This window comes from Amycolatopsis sp. NPDC033938 (genome assembly GCF_055575975.1).
The window spans coordinates 75932-95851 of the sequence record NZ_JBVIRO010000023.1 but is presented as its reverse complement, the minus strand read 5'-3'; the positions used below and the strand labels follow the sequence as shown (position 1 = coordinate 95851).

The window sequence follows — 19920 nt, the reverse complement described above, 5'->3', positions numbered from 1 at the left end:
CGCGGGTATTCGCCGCGTATGCGACTTCGGCGAGCGGACCTCGGGTCCCCCGGCATCCGGAGGCGGCGCAGAGGTCGCGGCTTCGGCTACCTGACCGCTGAGGGCGAGCCACTGAAGGACAAGGACACGATCGAGCGAATCACCGCGCTCGCGATCCCGCCCGCGTGGCGGCGCGTGTGGATCTCCCCGCACGAGAACGACCACATCCAGGCCGTCGGGGTGGACGACGCCGGACGGCGACAGTATCTCTATCACCCCGAGTGGCGACGGGCACGGGACGAGGAGAAACACGAACGCGTCCTCGCGCTGGCCCGGAAACTCCCCCGGCTCCGCGAAGCCGTCCAGGAGGATCTCGATTCCCGGGGCCTCACTCGCGAACGCGTCCTCGCCGGGGCTCTGCGCATGATCGACCTCGGCGTGTTCCGGACCGGCGGTGAGAACTACGCCGACGAGCACGGCACGCACGGGGTGGCGACGCTGCTGTGCGAACACGTCGAACTGGCCGGTGAATGCCTGGTCTGCGACTATCCGGCGAAGCACGGGATCCAGCGGAAGGTGCGGTTGCGCGACGAAAGCCTGGTACGGCTGGTCCGCTCGCTCCGGCGGGCTCGCGGCGGCGACGTCCGCCTGCTCGCCTACCGCGACGGTCCGGACCGGCACGAGGTCAAGGCCGACGACATCAACGAACGGCTCAAAGAACTCGTGGGCGAAGACTTCACCGCGAAGGACCTGCGGACCTGGAACGCCACCGTGCTCGCTGCTTCGGCCTTCGCGGGCAAGGAAAAGCCCTCCAGCGAACGAGGACTGAAACGCGTCGAGAAGGCGGTGATGACGGAGGTCGCCGAGGGGCTCGGCAACACGCCCACCGTCGCACGGCAGTCCTATGTGGACCCACGGGTGATCGAGGCGTACGAAAAGGACCGGACCATCGAGCGCGCTGTACGGCGCGCCGAGAGGGTTTCCGATCCGGACGAGGCGCGGACGATCGTCGAACGCGCGGTGGTGCGGCTACTCGGCGGTTCGTGAGGGCGGCGCGGTGGCCTCGATGGCGAGGACGGCGATGTCGTCGTGCGTCCCGCTGCCGAGCCATTCCCGCACCGCGGAACGCACCCGGCGGACCACGTCGCGGCCGGACAGTCCCCGGCAGCCGATCAGCAGTTCACGCAGCCGTTCGTCGCCGAACAGGTCCGACGGCCGCTCGTGGTGGCGGGCTTCGGTGATCCCGTCGGTGTAGAGCAGGCAGACGTCGCCCTCGGCCAGCCGGATGGTCGTCTCGGCGAACCGGGCCTGCGGGGAGATCCCGACCAAGGTGCCGGGCAGGGTGATCTCGTCGACCCCGCCGTGGCGGCGCACCACCAGCGGCGCGGGATGCCCGCCCGAGGCGAGGGTGAGGGCGGGGCCGTCGTCCCCGGCCAGCACCGAACCGAGCACCAGCGTCGCGAACCGGCCGCTGCCACCGCTGATCAGCAGGGCGTTGAGCAGGCTCAGCAGCGTGGTGCCGTCCTGTTCGACGAGGTTCAGCGCGGCGATGGTCTGCCGGACCCGGCCGGTGAGCGCGGCCGCCTCGGCGCCCTTGCCGCAAACGTCGCCGAGGACGAACGTCGCGCCGCCGTCCTCACGCGGCAGGACGTCGTAGAAGTCGCCGCCGACGTCGAGCAGCCCGCCCGAGGGCTCGTACCAGACGTCGAACTTGACCCCGGGGACCTCCGGCGGCGGCGTCGGGCGCAGCGTGGTCTCGAGACCGCGGGTGGCCTCTTCCTGACGGGCGTAGCGGTGCGCGTTCGCCAAGGCCGTCCCGGCCGCGCGGGCGAATTCGGCCACCGCGCGAGGGTGGTCGTCGCCGAACGCGGGAGCGCCGCGCCTGGCGAGCACGACCGCGCCGGTGACCCCGGCACCACCGTCGAGCCCCAGTGAGACCACGGTCACCGACGGATGGACGGCGAGCCGCTCCGCGACGATCGCGGGCAGCGTCGCGACCTCCTCCTCCGGGACGGTCTTGACCTCGGGTTCCTCGGTGGAGGCGAAGGTTCCGGCGAGCACCGGCGCCAGCTGGGCCGGGACACGGCGGATGCGGCCGTGCCCGTGGTTGGTGCGGCGGTCGCAGCTCCACCATTCCCACCGGCCGCGGGTGGTGGGCAGCAGGACGAACACGCAGTCGGCCAGTTCGGCGGCGGCGACCTCGGCGATCACCTTCGCCGTCCCGTGCCGTCCCCGTGCGGAGGCCAGCCGGGGCGCGGAGGCGGCGAGGAAGCCGTCCACCCGCGGGCCGTCGGCGGCGACCGCGGAGGTCACCGTCCACGCGTGCCAGCCGCCGGGCAGCGTCCGGATCCGCGCGGGGAACCGGCGGCCGGTGTGCTCGACGTGCCCGACCTCGGGGCCCTCGGCGGTCAGCACCGGACGGCCGCCGCCGAACAGCTCACGGGCGGCGGGATTCGACCAGCGGAGCGCGCCGTCGACGTCCTGCACGAGCACGGCGTCACGCACGTCTTCGAGCAGCTCGCGCCAGAACCTCCCGGATTCGGGCAGCGCGCCCTCACTCGCCCCTGCCGACGGCTCCGAGGGGAGCGACGTCGAGGCCGGGGCCGGCCGTGACACCATTCCCGGACCTCCTCCTGCCTGGCGGGTAGCGCAGCGTGAGCGGGCGGACTGGCTCGAAGTGTAGGTCGAATCATGGCACGCTGATGCGACGACCATGGCTTGGCATGCGTGGTGGAGAGGGTCGACACAGATGACACAGCACTCCCAAAGGCACCGGACCCCCGTGGAAGGTGGTGGCGGCCAGGTGGATGAAGCGACCCTGGAACGCCTGCTCTCGGCGGCCCGTGACCTCGGGGACGGCAACTTCCGGCGGCGGTTCGTGGCGCACGGCGACGGGCTCGCGGCCCAGCTCGCGGGCGCTTTCAACGACATCGCCGAACGCAACCAGCGGCTGGTGACCGAACTCCTGCGCGTCCGCGAGGCGGTCGGCAAGGAAGGCAGGCTGACCGAGCGCGTCGCGGCCGAGATCGGTCCCGGCGGCTGGGCGACCGCGGTCGACGTGGTGAACGGGCTGATCGAGGACGTGAGCAGGCCCACTGCCGAGCTCAACCGGGTACTCGGCGCGGTCGCCGAGGGCGATCTGTCCGAGACGATGCCATTGGAAGTCGGCGGGCGGCCGCTGCAAGGTCAGTTCTTCGAGGTCGCCAAAACGCTGAACGGCCTGATCAAGCAGCTTTCCCGCTTCGCGACCGAAGTCACCAGGGTGGCCCGTGAAATCGCCACGGAAGGCCGTCTCGGCGGACAGGCCGAGGTCCCCGGCGTGTCGGGCACGTGGCGTGATCTGACCGACAACGTGAACGTCATGGCCAGCAACCTGACCGACCAGGTCCGCAACATCGCCCAGGTCACCACCGCGGTGGCGCGGGGCGATCTGACCCAGAAGATCAACGTCGACGCGCGCGGCGAGATCCTGGAGCTCAAGAACACCGTCAACATCATGGTCGACCAGCTGTCGTCCTTCGCCGACGAAGTCACCCGCGTCTCCCGCGAGGTCGGTAGCGAAGGCCGTCTCGGCGGTCAGGCGCAGGTCCCCGGCGCGGCGGGCACGTGGCGCGACCTCACCGACTCGGTGAACCTGATGGCGGACAACCTGACCGACCAGGTCCGCAACATCGCCCAGGTGGCCACGGCGGTGGCGAAGGGTGACCTGTCGCAGAAGATCAACGTCGACGCCAAGGGCGAGATCCTCGAACTCAAGAACACCCTGAACACCATGGTCGACCAGCTCTCCTCGTTCGCCGACGAGGTCACCCGGGTCGCGCGCGAGGTCGGCAGCGAAGGCCGTCTCGGCGGACAGGCCGAGGTCCCCGGCGTGGCGGGCACGTGGCGCGGGCTCACCGATTCGGTGAACCAGATGGCGGACAACCTGACCGACCAGGTCCGCAACATCGCCCAGGTCACCACGGCCGTCGCGAAGGGCGATCTGACCCAGAAGATCACGGTCGACGCGCGCGGCGAGATCCTCGAACTGAAGACGACCGTCAACACGATGGTCGACCAGCTCTCGTCGTTCGCCGACGAAGTCACCCGGGTGGCGCGCGAGGTCGGTACGGAAGGTCAGCTCGGCGGGCAGGCGCAGGTCCCCGGTGTCGCCGGGACGTGGCGCGACCTCACCGGGTCGGTCAACTTCATGGCGAACAACCTCACCGCGCAGGTCCGCAACATCGCCCAGGTGGCGACAGCGGTGGCGAAGGGCGACCTGTCGCAGAAGATCGCCGTCGACGCCAAGGGCGAGATCCTCGAGCTCAAGAACACCCTGAACACCATGGTCGACCAGCTCTCGTCGTTCGCCGACGAGGTCACCCGGGTCGCGCGCGAGGTCGGCAGTGACGGGCGCCTCGGCGGCCAGGCACAGGTGCCCGGCGTGGCCGGGACGTGGAAGGACCTGACCGACAACGTCAACTTCATGGCGAAGAACCTGACCGACCAGGTCCGGAACATCGCCCAGGTCACCACCGCCGTCGCGAAGGGCGACCTGACCCAGAAGATCATCGTCGACGCGCGCGGCGAGATCCTCGAACTCAAGAACACCGTCAACACGATGGTCGACCAGCTCTCGGCGTTCGCCGACGAAGTCACCCGCGTCTCCCGTGAGGTGGGTACCGAAGGCAAGCTCGGCGGCCAGGCGCAGGTGCGCGGCGTCGCGGGCACCTGGAAGGACCTCACCGACAACGTCAACGTCATGGCCGACAACCTCACCGACCAGGTGCGGAGCATCGCCACGGTGACGACGGCGGTGGCGAACGGCGACCTGTCGAAGAAGATCTCGATCGACGCGCAGGGCGAGGTCGCCGTCCTCGCCGAGACGATCAACAGCATGGTCGAGACGCTGCGCGCGTTCGCCGACGAGGTCACCCGGGTCGCGCGCGAGGTGGGTACCGAAGGCATCCTCGGCGGCCAGGCCCGCGTGCCGAACGTGGCGGGCACGTGGAAGGCGTTGACGGACAACGTGAACGTCATGGCCGACAACCTGACCGGCCAGGTCCGCAGCATCGCGACCGTGACCACGGCGGTGGCGCAGGGCGACCTGTCGAAGAAGATCGACATCGACGCCCGCGGCGAGATCCTCGAACTCAAGACGACCATCAACACGATGGTCGACCAGCTCTCGTCCTTCGCCTCCGAAGTCACCCGTGTCGCCCGCGAGGTCGGCACGGACGGCACGCTCGGCGGTCAGGCGGAGGTGCCCGGCGTCGCGGGTACGTGGTCGCGGCTGACCGAGAGCGTGAACCAGCTGGCCGGGAACCTGACCACGCAGGTGCGGGCGATCGCCCAGGTGGCCACCGCGGTGACGGCGGGCGATCTGACCCGCCACATCACCGTCGACGCGTCCGGGGAGGTGGCCGAACTCAAGGACAACATCAACCAGATGATCGCGAACCTGAAGGAGACCACCCGCGCCAACCGCGAACAGGACTGGCTCAAGACCAACCTCGCCCGGCTGTCCGCGCTCATGCAGGGTCACCGCGATCTCGCGTCCGTGGCGTCGCTGATCCTGTCCGAGCTGACCCCGCTGGTCTCCGCGCAGCAGGGAGCGTTCTTCCTCGCCCGCGAAGACGAGCAAGAGGAAATCGTCCTGGAGAGCATCGCCACCTACGGGCTGGCGAAGTCACAGGCGGGCCTGCGGTTCGCGCCCGGCGAGTCCCTCATCGGACAGGCCGCGGTCGACCGCCGCACGATACTGGTCCACGAGGCCCCGCCGGAGTACGCGCTGATCTCGTCCGGCCTGGGTTCGGCCGCCCCGGTCAACGTGATCGTGCTGCCGGTGCTGTTCCAGGGCGAGGTGCTCGGGGTGCTGGAACTCGCGACGATCAACGCCTTCAGCACCGTCCACATCGATCTGCTGGAGCAGCTGAAGGAGACCATCGCGGTCAACGTCAGCACCATCCAGTCCAACTCGCGCACCGAGGCGCTGCTGACCGAATCCCAGCGCCTGGCGCAGGAACTGCGCGCGCGGTCCGAGCAGTTGCAGGCACAGCAACGGGAACTGCGCCGCTCCAACACCGATCTGGCGGAGAAGGCGGCACTGCTGGCACAGCAGAACCGCGACATCGAGGTCAAGAACAGCGAGATCGAGCAGGCGCGGCAGGAACTCGAAGAGCGCGCCGGGCAGCTGACCATGGCGTCGCAGTACAAATCCGAGTTCATGGCGAACATGTCGCACGAGCTGCGGACACCGCTCAACAGCGCGCTGATCCTGGCGAAACTGCTTTCGGAGAACCCGGACGGGAACCTGACGGAGAAACAGGTCCAGTTCGCGCGCACCATCTACTCGGCGGGCAGCGACCTGCAGCAGCTGATCAACGACATCCTCGACATGGCCAAGGTCGAGGCCGGTCACCTGGACCTGCAGATGTCCGACGTCACGCTGCCCGAACTGGTGGAGTACGTCGAATCGATCTGCCGCCCGCTCACCTCGGACAAGGGCCTGGAGTTCGCCGTCCTGATCGACCCGCCGGTGCCGTCGTCGATCCACACCGACGAACACCGCCTGCAGCAGGTGCTGCGGAATCTGCTGTCCAACGCGGCGAAGTTCACCGACGAGGGCGGCGTACGCCTGCACATCCGGATGGCCGACCCGGGCGAGGTCGAAGCCGACTCGCTCCGCCAAGCCCCCGGCGTCCTGGCGTTCGCCGTCGAAGACACCGGGATCGGCATCGCGCCGGACAAACTCGCGATCATCTTCGACGCGTTCCGCCAGGCCGACGGCACCACCAGCCGCAAATACGGCGGCACCGGGCTCGGCCTGTCGATCAGCCAGCAGCTGACGGAACTGCTCGGCGGCGAACTCCGCGTCCGCAGCGAACCCGGCAAGGGCAGCACGTTCACCCTGTACCTGCCGGTGAGCGCGTCGAACCTGATCGTCCCGACCACGCAGGCGAGCGGTGTCCCGCTGATCATGGCCGTCCCGCAGGTGACCCCGGCGAAGCCGTCGCTGCGGTTCCACGGCGAAAAGATCCTGATCGTCGACGACGACCTGCGCAACGTCTTCGCACTGGCCGCCGTGCTGGAACGCAACGGTCTGGAGGTCATCTACGCCGAGACCGGCGTCGCGGGCATCCGGGCGCTGGAACGGCACGAGGACACCGCGCTCGTCCTGATGGACGTGATGATGCCGGAACTGGACGGCAACGCCACCATCACCGCCATCCGCGCCGAAGCCGCCCACGAGGACCTGCCTGTGATTGCTGTCACAGCAAAGGCGACCGCGGAAGACAAGGCACGGACGCTGGCTTCGGGAGCGGACGACTACGTGACCAAGCCTGTCGACACCGACAGGCTGCTGGACCTGATCGCGGCCCACCTGGAGGCGGACGCGGCCTCCAGCGGCCTCTCACAGGCCGCTGTGGCCGCCTCCGAGGACGTCTCGGAGTCCGACACGGACTGAAGTCACGGCCGTGAAGGCCTCCTTGAGGGACCCAGAGTCCCTCAAGGAGGCCTTCACGGTCGGCTGGGAAACGAAAGAACCCGCAGGCCAGGCGCCTGCGGGTTCGGATGTCGAGCTGTGGAGCGGGTGACGGGAATCGAACCCGCGTAGCTAGTTTGGAAGACTAGGGCTCTACCATTGAGCTACACCCGCATGCCCCCGGAGTACCGGGTGCGAAAACAGCTTAGCGTGACCCGCTAGGCTGTGCGCACACCCCCCGGGAGATCGGGGAAGTCACGGGATGTGGCGCAGCTTGGTAGCGCATCCGCTTTGGGAGCGGAGGGTCGCAGGTTCAAATCCTGTCATCCCGACCAGATAGTCATCTTTCACACCACGTCCGGCGAGCGAAATCTCGCCGGACGTGTTTGTTTGTACACGTTCCGTTACCGGGGCGCGTTCGCCGAACGTCACGACGAAGACGCCAGGCGGACGAGCACGGTTGCTGGTATCGGTGGCCGCACCGGACACGTTCACCGCGCCAACGGCCACGTGAGACGCCGTATCCATGCCTCCCGACATCGTGGCCAGCCGGATGACCTCTCCCACCTCCAGCAGGGCGGCGAACGGCTCCGTCAGGTCGGCTCGCTCGACGGTGCCGTCTTGTCCGATATAGAGCTTCTCGAAGAAGCCTTGATTGATCTGCCGCCGGATGTTGTCGGGCGCATTGAGGTACGCGGTCTCGCAGTGACTCGCAGCCGCCAAGGCCCGGTCGAGGATGACCTCAACGTCAGCGGTCGTGGCTTGAGCGGCCTTGATCTCACTTTCGGCCTCAGCAAGTGCGTAGGTCAGTCGCTTCATCTCGGATGCAAGCAAATCTTGCGGTACCGCCCCGGCATAGTGAGCGCTGAGCAGCTTCTGCCGCTCGCCCTCGACGCGCTGCTTGTTGCGGCGAGCACGTTCTAGCCCTCGCGTGGCTTCGATTTGCTGGCCGACAAGCTCCTGCCGGACGGCGGCCTGAATCTGCTCGGCATACTCAGGCCGTACACGGAACGTGCGATAGAAGCTGGCGATCCCCTCTTCGATCTTCTCCGCCCGGATGGCTGAACGCTGACAGTTGTTGGTCTTCGTCTTGCGCTTGACGCAAAAGAAGTACGCATACGTGCCACCGTTGCCCGTATTCTCCGAGTACACCTTTCGCCCACCGCAGGCTGAGCAGTAGATAGTGCTGCGCAGGTAATGCCTGTGAACGCGATCTTTCTCTCCGGTGTGGTTGTGAGCAGCCAAAGTGTACTGAACGGCCAGCCAAGTGTCCGGCTCAATGAGTGCTTTGTGGTTGCCCTCGTAGGAGATGCCTTGGTAGCTGACAATGCCCATGTAGTACGGATTTTGCAGAATGTGGTACATGCCGGTCAGCCCGATAGGTTTCGCCGGACGACTGCGATTGGAGCGGCTCGTCAGCCCCTTGGCCCTGGCCGCCAGGGTGAGGTCAATGGCGCTCCAGTCACCGGTGGCGTACTGCTCCAGGCACCACTGGATGATCTCCGCGCGCTCCGGGTCCAACTCGACCCAGGAACGCTCAATCCCGTCACGGCTTTCCCGCCGATTGTCGTATCCCAGCGGCGCCCGAAACGGCGTTCCGCCCTCCATGGCCTTGCGTACCAGTCCTTTTTGGACCTCTTGCGCCAGGTTGGCCGAGTAGAACTGGGCAATCTCGGCCATGAGGCCATAGAGGAGCTTGCCGCTGGGTGTGTCGTCCACATTCTCCGTGCAAGAGATGAGCTTGACGCCGTACTTGCGCAGCAGGAGATTGATGGCGATATCGTCTTCGCGATTGCGGGCCAGCCTGTCGATCTTGTGAACGAGAAGGAAGTCTGGCCGAACCTCCTTGATGTCGCGCAGCATTCGCTGGAGGTCGTCTCGCTGGGCTGAGCGGGCGGACTCTCCGGCGTCTACGTACTCACACTGGATAGTGACGCCCATCTTCGCCGCCCGGCCACAACAGGCTTCGCGCTGAGCCGGGATGGAGTAGCCCTCCGCGCCGCCACCGCTGCGCGCTTGCTCCCGGGTGCTGACACGCAAGTAGATGAAGCCGATCTTCGCGGCGCGGCCATGCGAGGGTCCGCCCCGAGGCGACGTATCCCGCCGAACGCTTTGAACAGCATCAAGAGCTACCCGCCTATGAGCTAGTTGCGGCCTAGTTTTATTCTCGTTGTTATCATGCTCCAACATTATCGACTCCTCCTTTTAGCTTCAGGAAGCCATTAATTGATTTTGCCTCTTCTATTTTTTCAGCATTTTCACATGGTGCCAAGATAGGAAATCCTGTCCTTATTTCGGAAATGACAAAGTTAAGTTGGTGGTGATGGATAGCCGCACTACGCGGCCATCCATCACCGGTCGGGCGGTGGTCACTCGTCAGTCGTGGCTTTGCGGCTTCGGCTGGCAGGCTTCGGCGGCGTCGCCGGCTGGTCGGGCTTGGTGCCGAACAACCCCTCGATCGCCCCGCGTCGGGCAGCAGCTTCTCGCTCGATCTCCTCCAGGGCGGCGGAAGCGCGAGCGGCGAAGTCGGGCTCTTGCCGTTTGGTGGCCACGTACAGCTCGACGGCGCGCAGGGCGGCGTCGCCCAGCGAGATGCCGTCGAGTTGCGCGACGAGCGTGAACTGCGCGTGCAGTGCGTCGGGCAACTTAATGCCCAACGTCTTCACGCCACTGGTTCGTGGATCGGACATGACGTCCTCCTCGGTGTGGTGCGGCTGGCCATCTCCAGGCGAGATGACGACGACAGCCGCAGGCCACCGACGAGGGGCCCGGGCGAGGCGGCTCACGAGGCCGCGCCGCCCTGCGTGGCTCGCCAGGTCGCGAGTCGTTCTTCGGCGAGCTGGGCGTAATCCGGGTTGAGCTCGATGCCGACCCAGTCCCGGCCGTAGGTCTCCGCCGCGATGGCTACCGTGCCCGCGCCCATGAACGGGTCGAGCACGACACCGCGCCGCCATTCGGTATGTCCACAGGCGGCCCGCAGCGGCCCTACTGCGAGCTTGCGGCCGTCCCGGACTTGAGTAGCGCGTTGCCAGGGTGCGCCGCAGGTGGCGCAGACGCGTTCGGGGCACGTGGTGAGTAGCGGCCGACGTACCAAGGCGAGTGGAAACGTGGCGAAGTGGGCGCCCCGGTAGTTACCCGTGGGAATGGTCCAGACATCTCCCGGATTCTTGCCGAGCGGGTGGCTGGATAGTCCGGCGGCTTTGAGACCGGTCAGGCCATGGTTGAGATCGACGCGGGGACTGGTGCCGCTGCCCAGCGTCGGTACGGCTTCTCGTGGCAGGTAGCCGCGGCGGCCGCTGCGCTGGGGCCGTCGCGCTGGCGTCTTGGCGGTTTCGCGTACAGCGTTGAGGTCGAACGTGTAATTCGGCTGGCGGGTGAAGAAGTAGAGGAACTCATGCGTGGTGGTGAACCGGTCCGTGACGCTGCTGGGGATGGGATTTGGCTTACTCCAGACGATTTGCGAGCGAAGCAGCCATCCCGCGCGGGTCAGTCGCAGCGCTACCCGAGGCGGGCCAAGCAGCAGGCTCTTCTTTTGCGCGCCCTCTTTGGGGTGGCGGCTAAAGGAGTCGGCCAGGTTCAGCCACAGCGCGCCGGCTGGGGTGAGTACGCGGCGCAGCTGCTCGCAGACGGCGGCGATTTCGGCCGCCCAGTCGTCCACTGTGGCTTCCGCTCCGATTTGATCTTGATTTCCATAGTCGCGCAGGTTCCAGTAGGGCGGGCTGGTAATCACGCAGTCCACGGAGGCGTCCGGTAGGTCAGCCAGCCGCGTACGCACGTCGCCGACCAGGATGCGGCGTGCGGGCAGGTTGGGATGGTGGGTCTGGTTCATCGGGCACCTCCTTTGGTGGGAGTACGGGGCAACAGGTCGGCGGCCTCGGTAATGAGGCAGACGGTGAACAACTGGTGGGCTTCGACAGGGAGCTGCTGAATGGTCCGGGTGATGGCCCCAAGCCGAGCGGTGTCGGGTACGAGCCACCAGGTTTTCGGAAAGACGCCATGGCGCTCCTGCTCCAGGCCGGAGCGCCAGTACGCCAGGTAGACGTCGAGCTTGCGGGCGATGGCGGGGCTGCTTTCGGTGCTGTGGTCAAGTTCCAGGAACGCACTGACCTCGTAGCCGCCTACCCCAAGGCGCGCGAACGCGTCCGGTTTGAGGGTGACGACCTCGCCGCCCACGCCGGTGAAGCGTCGCCAGCAGGCTGGTTCGCCGTCGTAGGTCAGTAGTTCGGCGGTGCCCGTGGTGCAGTGCTCGGTCAGCTCAACGGCCAACTCGGTCACGCCGAGAACGTGGCGGACAAAGTGCGGTGTGGTTTCCCAAACGCGCCTCCGCCTGCGGCCATAGGGCCCTTGGACGCTCAGAACTGCTTGGCCCAAGCCGGATAGCCCGATGACGTAAGCCGATGAGCCAGGTTGGGTGCCGCCAATCCGGCGGGCCAGTCGCACGACCAGACCGTGGTCCGCCAGCCGCTGCAAGAGTGCCCGCATCCGGCGCGTTCGGGTTCCCGGTGAGCCGTCCGGAATGTGCAGCCGCTGCAACTGCCGGGGCGTGGCCAGCCGGAACCGGTCGAGCGACCCGAGCACAGCCATGTCTCGTTCGCTGAGGCGTTCGCGGAGGCGGCTTGCCCGACCGTGCGTGATCTGGTCGGTCATAAGACACCTCCAGACCGGCAGACATTCGGTGGTAGTTGAGCGGTAGTTCCCGTGGTCAGGGCAAAGCTCTGCGGCGAGGGACCTGTAGGGCGGACGGTAGCCGTGGCGAGAACCACGGGCCGCCTCATTGGCCAGTCCTCCGCACGCCGACCGGTGCGTCGGGCGGTGCTTCACCTCGCCATCGTTCGAGCAGGGCGGCATCGAGCTCAGCAGCACTAACGCCGTAGCGCTCGGCGCTGATGCACCGGACCTCCGCCGGGTCGCGCAGCACGTCCGGCAGCGGCGGGGTGACGACTTCAAACGCTGGCGTGGGACTACCGCTTAGCGGCACGCGTGCCACCGTGTGGAACGCCTCCAGGTGTGCTAGATCGTCAGGCGTGACCGGTTCCCCGAGCACCCGGGCCAGGGCTCGGCCGTCGTCGTCGGCGGGCCGGAAGACGACGTGACTGCCGAGATTGGCCAGCGCCGCTGTGCGGAGATCGGCACTGACCTGTCCGAGGTGCTGATGGGCGGCCACGAAGTTGACGTTTGCGCCACGAGCGCGGGCCAGAACATCGGCGAAGTCCAAGCCCGCCACGAAGTTGTGCCACTCGTCCACAAAGACCGAGACCGGCCGACGTAGTGACGGTGGCCGCGTGGTCTGACGCTGGATGGCCTGCCACAGCTGGTGCAAGATCAGGCTGCCCAACAGTCGGGCGGTTTCCGGCCCGATAGCTCCGGCGTTCAAATTGACGAGCAGCACGGTGGGGCGCTCGAACACCGAGGCTAGATCGAACTTGGGCTGTGCCTGGCCGAGGAGACGGCGAACGGCGGGCCGGGCAGTCCAAGGCGTGAGCTTGTTCCGGATCGGCATCACCACCTGGGCCCGGTCGGGGTCCGACAGGCTGTTGAACCACGCCAGCCACGGCGCGATGGTCAGGGGGTCGCCGACGCGCGCCACGACCCGGCGGCGAAAGGCTGGGTTGGTCAAGATCGGCATGACGTCGGTCAGCGCGCCATCGTCCAGCCGGGAGGCCAAGATCAACGCGTGTAGCAACACGTCTGTTGATCTTGGACCGATGGCGGAGCCAAATAGTTCACGCAGCAGGTTCAGCATACTGTCGGCGCGGCGTTCGGCGTCTTCGCGTGGTCCGCATAAGGGGTTGAGGCCGACGACCGGGCCCTCTGCTCCGGGGTCGATCACCACGACATTGCCGTGCTCGACCAGCCGTGCGGCGATGTCGGTGATCAGGTCGCCCTTGGGCTCCAGGACGACCACTGACGTTCCGGCCGCCGCGTCGCTCAGGGCCCACTGCGCCAGCAGCGTGCTCTTGCCGCGTCCAGGAGGGCCGACGATGTAGCTGCCGGTGGCGTAGCTGGAACGCGGCAGCCAGACGAATCCGCCGCGGCTTGCGGGATGGGTGCTCACGCCCAATGGCCGGGCGGCGGCCGCAAGACGGGGACGTTCGCCGGGCATGAGCGCCGGTGATGGGGGCGCGAACCGACCAGCGCTCCCCGGCACGTTCAGCCCAGCGAGCCACCAGCCCAAGAGGACGGCCAGCTCACCCGCGTTGGCGATGTTCGACCAGCTGCGCGTGCGGCCCATGACCTGGACCAGCTGATCAGCCGTGCGGCTCGATTGCGGCCCGGCATAGACGCGGGCATGGGCGCCACTGGCCATCGCCAGGGCCGAGACGGCGGGCCGGAGGAGTTCAGCGGCCCGGCGAGGATGCCCCGCCACGCCGCCAATCCGGCCACGTACGCCGAACAGCGGCTCGGCCAGCTTGGACTTCCAAGCACGCTGTTCGTCCCCGTCCGGCTGGCGCGGCGTGGTAAATCCCAGGAAGTCGAGTGGATTTTCGGCCATGGGTAGGCGCGTTGAAGTTTGGCTCGGCCCAACCGTCCACTGCAGGACAACGGCCTCGCCGCGCCGCAAGTGCGTACGCAACTGGAGCAGTCCGGACGTGACGCCACGAGCGGTATCAAGCCGCAGCGGGTAGATCAGGCTGGTAATCCGTAGCTGCCGGGCGGTAATGGGCGCGGGGCGCTCGGGAGCCTGAGTCTCCGTCAAAACCAGGCCGGGCAGTTGAGCGACCAGTTCACCGGGCAGCGTTCGTGCAATCCGCGGTTCCACCCCCACGAGCCAGCGCACGCGTTCGGGGTGCACCCAGACCTCAAACACCACGACCGGTTGCAAGCGCCGCAGGCCGTAGCGCGGCCGTCCGGCCAGAACACGCAGCATCTGCGTGATGTCGGCGAGGCTGGCGTCGCGCGGCGGGACGGCTTCGTGCCAGGTGAGTTCAATCATGGGCGCCCTCCTCCCGGATGGCCCGCGAGGCGTCGGCCGGCGTGGGGCCAGGAGAAGACTTCAGGCTCTGCCGGGCTAGAGCGATACATGCCCGGGCGAGGCGGCGAATGGCCGGATGCGCTCGCTCCTGCGCCGTAACAATGATGGGTTGATCTGAACTTCGGGACATAAAACCCCCTTTCGAGTTGGGCTCGAAACGAGGTAGCCAGGTCGCATCAAACACGCCTTTTCGCACTTGAGGCAAACGTGCGGTAGGCATATAATTGAAGATGCGCACAGCGCTCGTCCCGAGTCTGCTTGTGTGCGTCAACCTGAGTGTGTGTCGTCGGTCGAAACTAGCAGGCGAGGAGATTCCGACATCTCTTTGCCTTTTCGGTTCGGCGGCACACTTCAGGACTATTAATTATTCCGGAGCTGCGCCAGGTAAAGCAATGGACGTTTTCACCTGTGAAAACCCCGTTGACAAGGTGTTCTTCTGGATAAACGCCAGAGGAAAATCCTGCGCCGTTCGGTTATAAGTGCTAAGGTCCCGGACTCTGTGCGCATGAAGGTTCTCTGCCATACCCGATGTTTCACGCCTCATCTGCGCCACGCGCAGCTCGGACGCGAGCCATTGATACGCCTCTTCTCGCGCCTCTATCTCGCTGTTTTCGGCCGTCTTGCCGACGATTTGCTTGCGGGTACGTCTGGGCACATGAAACCTCTCTTTCCCAATTGAGTTGAACTCAAATATCTTCGCGACCACGTTTACGATTTGCGCGTGCCGACCAACATCACGACCACGACAGCGAACAACAGCACTGGCAGCACCATGGCCGCCACCGGCTCGAAGATGACGACGCCCGCAGCGATGACCGTCAGCCAGATGACTCGTTGCTTCAGCCCCCGGGAATCGACACCGTGTTGCCTGGCCACTAGCGTCGCCGTCCCAAGAAAATCCAGCACCCCGCCGCCAGAATGAACACCGCCGCAATGGGGCCCATGGCGGGAGCCAAGATGTCGAGCAAGGTGGTCCACCCCGAATTCAAGCTGTCCATGAGGAACAGGGGCAAGATCGACTGGAGGATGGCGACCAGCAGCCGCAGCACGATGCCCGTCAGGACCAGGCCGCCGATGACTGCCAAGACCCTCCCGAGCACCACGCCGAGTTCGGGACGCACGAGGCTCACGCCCTGCCCGGTCCGGCTTGACGGTCAACCGTCAGAGACTCCGTGAAGTTCTCGCCGCAGGCTGTACACCGGACGACGCCCGGTCGCCACGAGCCACGAGCGACGCGCAGCTTCACCGGCCGCCGACCGACCTGGCACCGGCACGAGGCGAACACGTACTTCGGCCGGGAGGCCGGCGGCGGTGTGGTGACGGTGCTGTGGGAGCTGTCCGGCTCGTCATCGGCTTCATCGGGAACCGTGCTCCGCGGTCGCCGGACAACGACCAGTCCGGGGAGCTCGTCCTGTCGCTGCCGGGCCGCTTCGATGATCGTGCGGCTCAGCAGCGCGTTCATCGCCTGATGCGCATCGGTCGGCGCGGAGCCGGACGAATTCGCCACCTCGATCATCGCTGACCACCTACGCCATGCTGAGCGTGCGCGGCAGCGTCCCGAGCGTCCGCCTCTGCCAGCAGCCGCCGAACCGTCCGCCAGTGCCGGGCCATCATGCGGAGCAGCTCGCGGAGGGCGGCTACGTCCTCGGCGGCCAGCCGGCCGTAGGTCTCGAACCGCCGGCGCCACCGGTCGATGAGGTAGTCGATATAGAAGACGGCTAGCAGCAACAAGACCAGGGCGAACACGAGGCCCAACGAGGCGGACACCCACAGTGCGGTCGTCATGGGCGCATCCCTAAACGCCGGATGGACTGCCGAGCGACCAGGGCGAAATCCTCGATGTAGGAGTTGAATAGCTCAGCGCGCACCGGGTCCTGGGCCGTCTGCCGTAGCTCCAAGTTGGTCAGGAACGCTGTTTGCGCGGTGGCGCGGGATGCCACCCACGCCGCGGCCTCCACGCGAGCGGCGCTGACGTAGCCCTCGGCCATCTCCTCGACGATCCGCTCGCGCAGCTCGCGCGGCAGCCGCCGGGGCACAGCGGCCGGCAGCGGCACGAGGTCGCCCTGGCTTTTTCGGGTGATGTCATTCATTTCTAACCTCTTTCTGTTGTTGGTTGTGTCCCTCGCACACGAACGCGAGGGCTAGTCAGGCATCCGGCGACAGCCGATGAAGGAGAAACTCGTACGTCTCCTCGATCTCCGCCAACCGTTCGAGAGCGTCCGGGTGGAAGTGCGCCGACGTTGCCGTCCAGCGCGTCAGCCGACGGATCGGACGAGTGATGGTCTCGACCGCCGAGTGATCCCAGGTGCTACCGCCGGGCTCAACGACGGGCGTAGCAAGCAGCCATAAGGCGTCCTCGACCGTGCCCGCGGGCTGGTCGTACGCGCCGACACGTAGCGCGTCGAGCAGCCCGGTCCACATCGTGGCCAGCTGCATCACGTCGTCGTTCTCGCACGTGAGCCCAGCCAGCAGATCGCCGATGGCGTCTGCCTCTTGGCGTAACGCCGCGCACTCCGCGGCGCGACCGACGAGCTGAGACTCCGGACCGGGACTGCCCCGGTCAGCAGCGCCGGGCGATACTTGGCCAGTCATACTGTCTCTTCCCTGATGGCTATATGACCAGGGCACCACGACGAGAGGAGCGTGCATGGAGAACTTTTGAGCATGAGGCAAGTCGGTGTCGTCGTGGCAGGTTTGTGGCAGAAAGGATGGTCGGTGGCAGGTCAAGGAAGCTCCGCTGACGTCGAAGATCTGGCCGTAGGGCTGAGGCTCCTAGCTGGCCGGGGAACGGAGCCGAAGTGGCTACTCCGGTGCTCGGCGCTGCGAGAACTTCCCCATATTCGGACGTTTCTTCAAGATCACCCATCTGACGCACAATTGGCGATGGAATTACGCAATGAACTTATTAATGGCATTAAGAATATTCGCGGTCCTAAACATTTTACTTCTTTGAACCTCGACGCCTCTGCGGTGCAGGTGCAGGAGTGCCTTCGCGTGCTGCTTGGGCTGTCAGCGAGGTATCAAGACGCTTCTCAGCGCAAAAGGCGAGAGGAGGCGTCCATCAAGCTTGGCGCGGTGCCTAATCATGAACTTTGGCGTCGCCCAGGACAAGGAATAGAACTAGAGCTGCTGCGTGTCCTGGCCGGGAGTTTGTACGGCCTGACGTACGCGCTGGCGACTAGCTATGAGGTAGATCGTATCGAAGCGACGATGTCGTATGACGAAGTGGGACGGGTAAAAAGTCACGAGCAGCTTCTGCAGGTGCGTTCTTTGGTGCCGCTTCTGGAGACGGTGCGAACGAATGCTGTCTATAATCTTGATAGGCGACCTGGGGTATGTGAGTACACGCCACTAACTGGTTGCAGTGTACGTGAAGTGAGTCCAAATGAAATTGAGGGTGGAATTACAGTTATTGTCAATCTTGACCCTCCCGCGTGCCTCGACACGCAGCATATTTTGACGTATCGAGTCGACTATGAGACTGACGCAATACCCGACCAGAATGAAGGCTATGCTCAGATGTCACCGACGCGAAGCTGGGGTCACCTGATCATGCGAGCTAAGTTTCATGAGCGAAAGCAGCCGCGACGCATCGGCTGGTACCAAGTCCCCGATATCAATTCCCGCTTTCGCGGTCTCGACCCAAGCCGGACCCTGGAGTCGGTCCGGCCACTTTTCTATGCCAAAGACTTTGGACTGGCCCGCGAAGGCTGGTCATACGGCCTGACTTGGCAGTGGTAAAAGAAAAACCCCCCCATATTTGCGGGGGGATTGTTTGACGGCATCGGCGTCATTAGTCGATGCCTGGAGTCTTGTCGGTGCCATACTGCTCGTTGAGGCGCAGGCGATAGACGGACGCCTCGACGACGTCGGGCGAGTCGCCGGTTCGGGCGGAGATGCGGACCCATATGCGCTCATCGCGGTCAGCGCAGACCCAGCCTTCAATCTCATACTCCGGCAATTCTTAGTCGGAATCAGCGATATATATTACTCGGACATTGGTGGGGACCACGTGGATAGTGACAAACGGTAAATTATGGTTCACATGGGCTTTGGGTTGCCTTTTGGCCAGTTGCTTGGCTGATGCTTGCACCCTCCTGGAAACACGGCCGTATAGCATTTCGCGGTGCACTTCAAGCGCAATGGTCCGAGGCGCATGACGACGCTGCGTCGCGAGGCAAGAAAAAACTTCTTCCATAGTGAAGTCTGGCGCTGTGTCGAGGCCTGGTCGCACGGTATACAGGCTGCGCTTTTTCTTCATCTCAAACCCTTCATTGGCTTGAGGCTTGGTACTTCACCAAGCCAGGCTCCTGCCCCTAAGAGGCAGGAGTTTGACTTCGTGAATTACACATTTAATCACTTTCGACTATTCAAGTCAACTATTGGGCTGTAATGTTGAAATCTAGTCGCTCGCATTCGTCCCCCCGGCGGGTACACGTCAGAGGGCCTACTCAGCCCTTCCACTCCTCCAGTACGCGGAAGAAGACGTCCCCCGCGATCTCCATCGACACGTCGTACCGCTCCGCAATATCTTCCGGCGCCGCGATCCCGGCCTCCTCAAGACCAGTCGAACACTGGCTAAGGAAGTCGTAGGCGATGAGCTGCGCTGCTGAAAAGACCTTCCGCTCATGCGTCTTGCGGACAATCCGCGGTGGTGTGAAGGGTGTCGGTGAGCGCTCTAGCTTCGGAGCCGTGAACGTGGTCGGTATGGTTGCCGCGACGACGTGACCGTCGTCGCTACGCTCGACAAACCCCTGCTGCATCAGGATCCCAACGGCCCGGCTGACCATGGTCAGGTGCGCGCCGTAACGCTCAGCGAGCCGCCGCTGGTAAGGCAGTCTTCCCGTGATGGACCGGTCGATAATCGCGGCGGCGAGCTCGCTCGCCAGATCGACCAGCGTGAGCGGCAACTTAGGTTGCTGGGACGATACGTACCTCCCGGCGTGCTTTGTGACGAGCCCTTGCGCCTGGACCAGCTTCAAGGCGCTTCGCACGGTGCCCGGCGATGTCCGGTAGCGCTCGGCCAACTGTTGGGCGGTGGGAAGAGCCGCGTGCCACGGTGAGCTTTCGTTGGCCAGCTCACGCCTGATGACGTGGGCAATCACCTCAGGGAGGGTGGAGCGGTGGGCTCCGCGGCCGATGATGGGACGAGACATTTACCGTTCTTCTCGGTGAGGGCTGTTGGGCGGGTCGTCAGGCAACGCCTCCAACCCCTTAAGAACCCGCCGCATCAGCGCGGGGTCTGGCGGGATCGAAGGCTTCCGGGGGTACGGGGTCGGGGTTCGCAGCGCGGCGCGGGGCTGGCGCTTCGGCAGCGTCACCGGCGGCAGCCGCTGCGTCGGCTCGTCCTCGGGCGGGACCACCGGCAGGACTTCCGTGGGTGCTTCGGCCGCTTGCTCGTCCGCGCGTTCTTGTTGACTCTGGCCACAATGGCGTTGGCGTGCCAGGGATCGTCAGACGGACCGGTCCCGACCTTGGCTCGTCGCCGAGCTTTGAGGTAGTC

General features: G+C 65.7%; 17 protein-coding genes, 2 tRNA genes and 1 pseudogene. 5 read left to right on the top strand and 15 right to left on the bottom strand.

All coding sequences use genetic code 11. The annotated features are described in order from the left end of the window. Window positions 1-18: 18 nt before the first annotated feature. A complete protein-coding gene (locus ACZ5ZX_RS36875; RefSeq protein ID WP_465506612.1) occupies window positions 19-1026 on the top strand; it encodes a DNA topoisomerase IB in 1008 nt (335 codons plus the stop codon). Here ACZ5ZX_RS36875 and ACZ5ZX_RS36870 read toward each other — a convergent pair. Continuing rightward, a complete protein-coding gene (locus tag ACZ5ZX_RS36870; protein WP_465506611.1) occupies window positions 1009-2598 on the bottom strand; it encodes a SpoIIE family protein phosphatase in 1590 nt (529 codons plus the stop codon). The two genes, ACZ5ZX_RS36875 and ACZ5ZX_RS36870, sit on opposite strands and share 18 nt — an antisense overlap. A gap of 184 nt (window positions 2599-2782) precedes the next feature. Between ACZ5ZX_RS36870 and ACZ5ZX_RS36865 the strand changes: the two genes are divergently transcribed. Then, a complete protein-coding gene (locus tag ACZ5ZX_RS36865) occupies window positions 2783-7426 on the top strand; it encodes a HAMP domain-containing protein (RefSeq protein WP_465506610.1) in 4644 nt (1547 codons plus the stop codon). A 118-nt stretch (window positions 7427-7544) separates the two neighbouring features. Here the strand turns inward: ACZ5ZX_RS36865 and ACZ5ZX_RS36860 are convergent. After that, window positions 7545-7618 (bottom strand) — tRNA-Gly (locus ACZ5ZX_RS36860). Window positions 7619-7702: 84 nt separating this feature from the next. Here ACZ5ZX_RS36860 and ACZ5ZX_RS36855 point away from each other — a divergent pair. Continuing rightward, window positions 7703-7779: transfer RNA gene (locus ACZ5ZX_RS36855), tRNA-Pro, on the top strand. Between the two features lie 55 nt (window positions 7780-7834). Then, window positions 7835-8368, top strand: a complete 534-nt coding sequence (locus ACZ5ZX_RS36850) for a hypothetical protein (RefSeq protein WP_465506609.1) — start codon at window positions 7835-7837, stop codon at window positions 8366-8368. A 111-nt stretch (window positions 8369-8479) separates the two neighbouring features. On the opposite strand, the pseudogene ACZ5ZX_RS36845 reads toward ACZ5ZX_RS36850, so the two are convergent. The 12 genes and pseudogenes from ACZ5ZX_RS36845 to ACZ5ZX_RS36790 all read right to left on the bottom strand — a co-directional run. Beyond that, a pseudogene (locus ACZ5ZX_RS36845) lies at window positions 8480-9634 on the bottom strand (recombinase family protein); the annotation flags it as partial. A 179-nt stretch (window positions 9635-9813) separates the two neighbouring features. Next, a complete protein-coding gene (locus tag ACZ5ZX_RS36840) occupies window positions 9814-10134 on the bottom strand; it encodes a hypothetical protein (RefSeq protein ID WP_465506608.1) in 321 nt (106 codons plus the stop codon). Between the two features lie 92 nt (window positions 10135-10226). Then, window positions 10227-11273 (bottom strand): DNA-methyltransferase, encoded by a 1047-nt coding sequence (locus ACZ5ZX_RS36835; protein WP_465506607.1) that lies wholly within the window; start codon window positions 11271-11273, stop codon window positions 10227-10229. Then, window positions 11270-12091 carry a replication-relaxation family protein gene (locus tag ACZ5ZX_RS36830; protein WP_465506606.1) on the bottom strand — a complete coding sequence of 274 codons (822 nt, stop codon included), beginning with the start codon at window positions 12089-12091 and terminating at the stop codon, window positions 11270-11272. Before ACZ5ZX_RS36830 ends, ACZ5ZX_RS36835 begins: the two co-directional genes overlap by 4 nt. A 124-nt stretch (window positions 12092-12215) precedes the next feature. Continuing rightward, a complete protein-coding gene (locus tag ACZ5ZX_RS36825) occupies window positions 12216-14378 on the bottom strand; it encodes a type IV secretory system conjugative DNA transfer family protein (RefSeq protein WP_465506605.1) in 2163 nt (720 codons plus the stop codon). Between the two features lie 403 nt (window positions 14379-14781). Further along, window positions 14782-15123, bottom strand: coding sequence for a hypothetical protein (locus tag ACZ5ZX_RS36820; RefSeq protein ID WP_465506604.1), 342 nt, complete (start codon window positions 15121-15123; stop codon window positions 14782-14784). 2 nt (window positions 15124-15125) lie between these two features. Continuing rightward, window positions 15126-15293 (bottom strand): hypothetical protein, encoded by a 168-nt coding sequence (locus ACZ5ZX_RS36815; RefSeq protein ID WP_465506603.1) that lies wholly within the window; start codon window positions 15291-15293, stop codon window positions 15126-15128. Then, complete coding sequence (locus ACZ5ZX_RS36810; protein WP_465506602.1) at window positions 15293-15547, bottom strand: hypothetical protein; 255 nt, start codon at window positions 15545-15547, stop codon at window positions 15293-15295. Before ACZ5ZX_RS36810 ends, ACZ5ZX_RS36815 begins: the two co-directional genes overlap by 1 nt. Further along, on the bottom strand, window positions 15544-15933 hold the full coding sequence (locus ACZ5ZX_RS36805) for a hypothetical protein (protein ID WP_465506601.1): 390 nt from the start codon (window positions 15931-15933) through the stop codon (window positions 15544-15546). The genes ACZ5ZX_RS36810 and ACZ5ZX_RS36805 overlap by 4 nt, the downstream gene beginning before the upstream one ends. After that, window positions 15930-16202: a hypothetical protein gene (locus ACZ5ZX_RS36800; RefSeq protein ID WP_465506600.1), complete on the bottom strand. Its 273-nt coding sequence runs from the start codon at window positions 16200-16202 to the stop codon at window positions 15930-15932. The genes ACZ5ZX_RS36805 and ACZ5ZX_RS36800 overlap by 4 nt, the downstream gene beginning before the upstream one ends. After that, the gene (locus ACZ5ZX_RS36795) at window positions 16199-16507 is read right to left on the bottom strand and encodes a hypothetical protein (RefSeq protein WP_465506599.1); all 309 of its coding nucleotides are present in this window, start codon (window positions 16505-16507) and stop codon (window positions 16199-16201) included. The genes ACZ5ZX_RS36800 and ACZ5ZX_RS36795 overlap by 4 nt, the downstream gene beginning before the upstream one ends. Window positions 16508-16562: 55 nt before the next feature. Continuing rightward, on the bottom strand, window positions 16563-17009 hold the full coding sequence (locus tag ACZ5ZX_RS36790; protein ID WP_465506598.1) for a hypothetical protein: 447 nt from the start codon (window positions 17007-17009) through the stop codon (window positions 16563-16565). Window positions 17010-17300: 291 nt separating this feature from the next. Between ACZ5ZX_RS36790 and ACZ5ZX_RS36785 the strand changes: the two genes are divergently transcribed. Then, window positions 17301-18158, top strand: coding sequence for a hypothetical protein (locus tag ACZ5ZX_RS36785; protein ID WP_465506597.1), 858 nt, complete (start codon window positions 17301-17303; stop codon window positions 18156-18158). Between the two features lie 710 nt (window positions 18159-18868). Here ACZ5ZX_RS36785 and ACZ5ZX_RS36780 read toward each other — a convergent pair. Further along, entirely contained in the window at window positions 18869-19573 is a 705-nt protein-coding gene (locus ACZ5ZX_RS36780; RefSeq protein ID WP_465506596.1) for a GntR family transcriptional regulator, read from the bottom strand. Window positions 19574-19920 lie beyond the last annotated feature (347 nt).

Bases quoted from the DNA above. Each gene is read 5' to 3' on its own strand.
- ACZ5ZX_RS36875 (WP_465506612.1), top strand. From the start codon at position 19: ATGCGACTTCGGCGAGCGGACCTCGGGTCCCCCGGCATCCGGAGGCGG.
- ACZ5ZX_RS36870 (WP_465506611.1), bottom strand. From the start codon at position 2,598: ATGGTGTCACGGCCGGCCCCGGCCTCGACGTCGCTCCCCTCGGAGCCG.
- ACZ5ZX_RS36840 (WP_465506608.1), bottom strand. From the start codon at position 10,134: ATGTCCGATCCACGAACCAGTGGCGTGAAGACGTTGGGCATTAAGTTG.
- ACZ5ZX_RS36835 (WP_465506607.1), bottom strand. From the start codon at position 11,273: ATGAACCAGACCCACCATCCCAACCTGCCCGCACGCCGCATCCTGGTC.
- ACZ5ZX_RS36830 (WP_465506606.1), bottom strand. From the start codon at position 12,091: ATGACCGACCAGATCACGCACGGTCGGGCAAGCCGCCTCCGCGAACGC.
- ACZ5ZX_RS36825 (WP_465506605.1), bottom strand. From the start codon at position 14,378: ATGATTGAACTCACCTGGCACGAAGCCGTCCCGCCGCGCGACGCCAGC.
- ACZ5ZX_RS36805 (WP_465506601.1), bottom strand. From the start codon at position 15,933: ATGATCGAGGTGGCGAATTCGTCCGGCTCCGCGCCGACCGATGCGCAT.
- ACZ5ZX_RS36800 (WP_465506600.1), bottom strand. From the start codon at position 16,202: ATGACGACCGCACTGTGGGTGTCCGCCTCGTTGGGCCTCGTGTTCGCC.
- ACZ5ZX_RS36795 (WP_465506599.1), bottom strand. From the start codon at position 16,507: ATGAATGACATCACCCGAAAAAGCCAGGGCGACCTCGTGCCGCTGCCG.
- ACZ5ZX_RS36790 (WP_465506598.1), bottom strand. From the start codon at position 17,009: ATGACTGGCCAAGTATCGCCCGGCGCTGCTGACCGGGGCAGTCCCGGT.
- ACZ5ZX_RS36785 (WP_465506597.1), top strand. From the start codon at position 17,301: ATGGAATTACGCAATGAACTTATTAATGGCATTAAGAATATTCGCGGT.
- ACZ5ZX_RS36780 (WP_465506596.1), bottom strand. From the start codon at position 19,573: ATGTCTCGTCCCATCATCGGCCGCGGAGCCCACCGCTCCACCCTCCCT.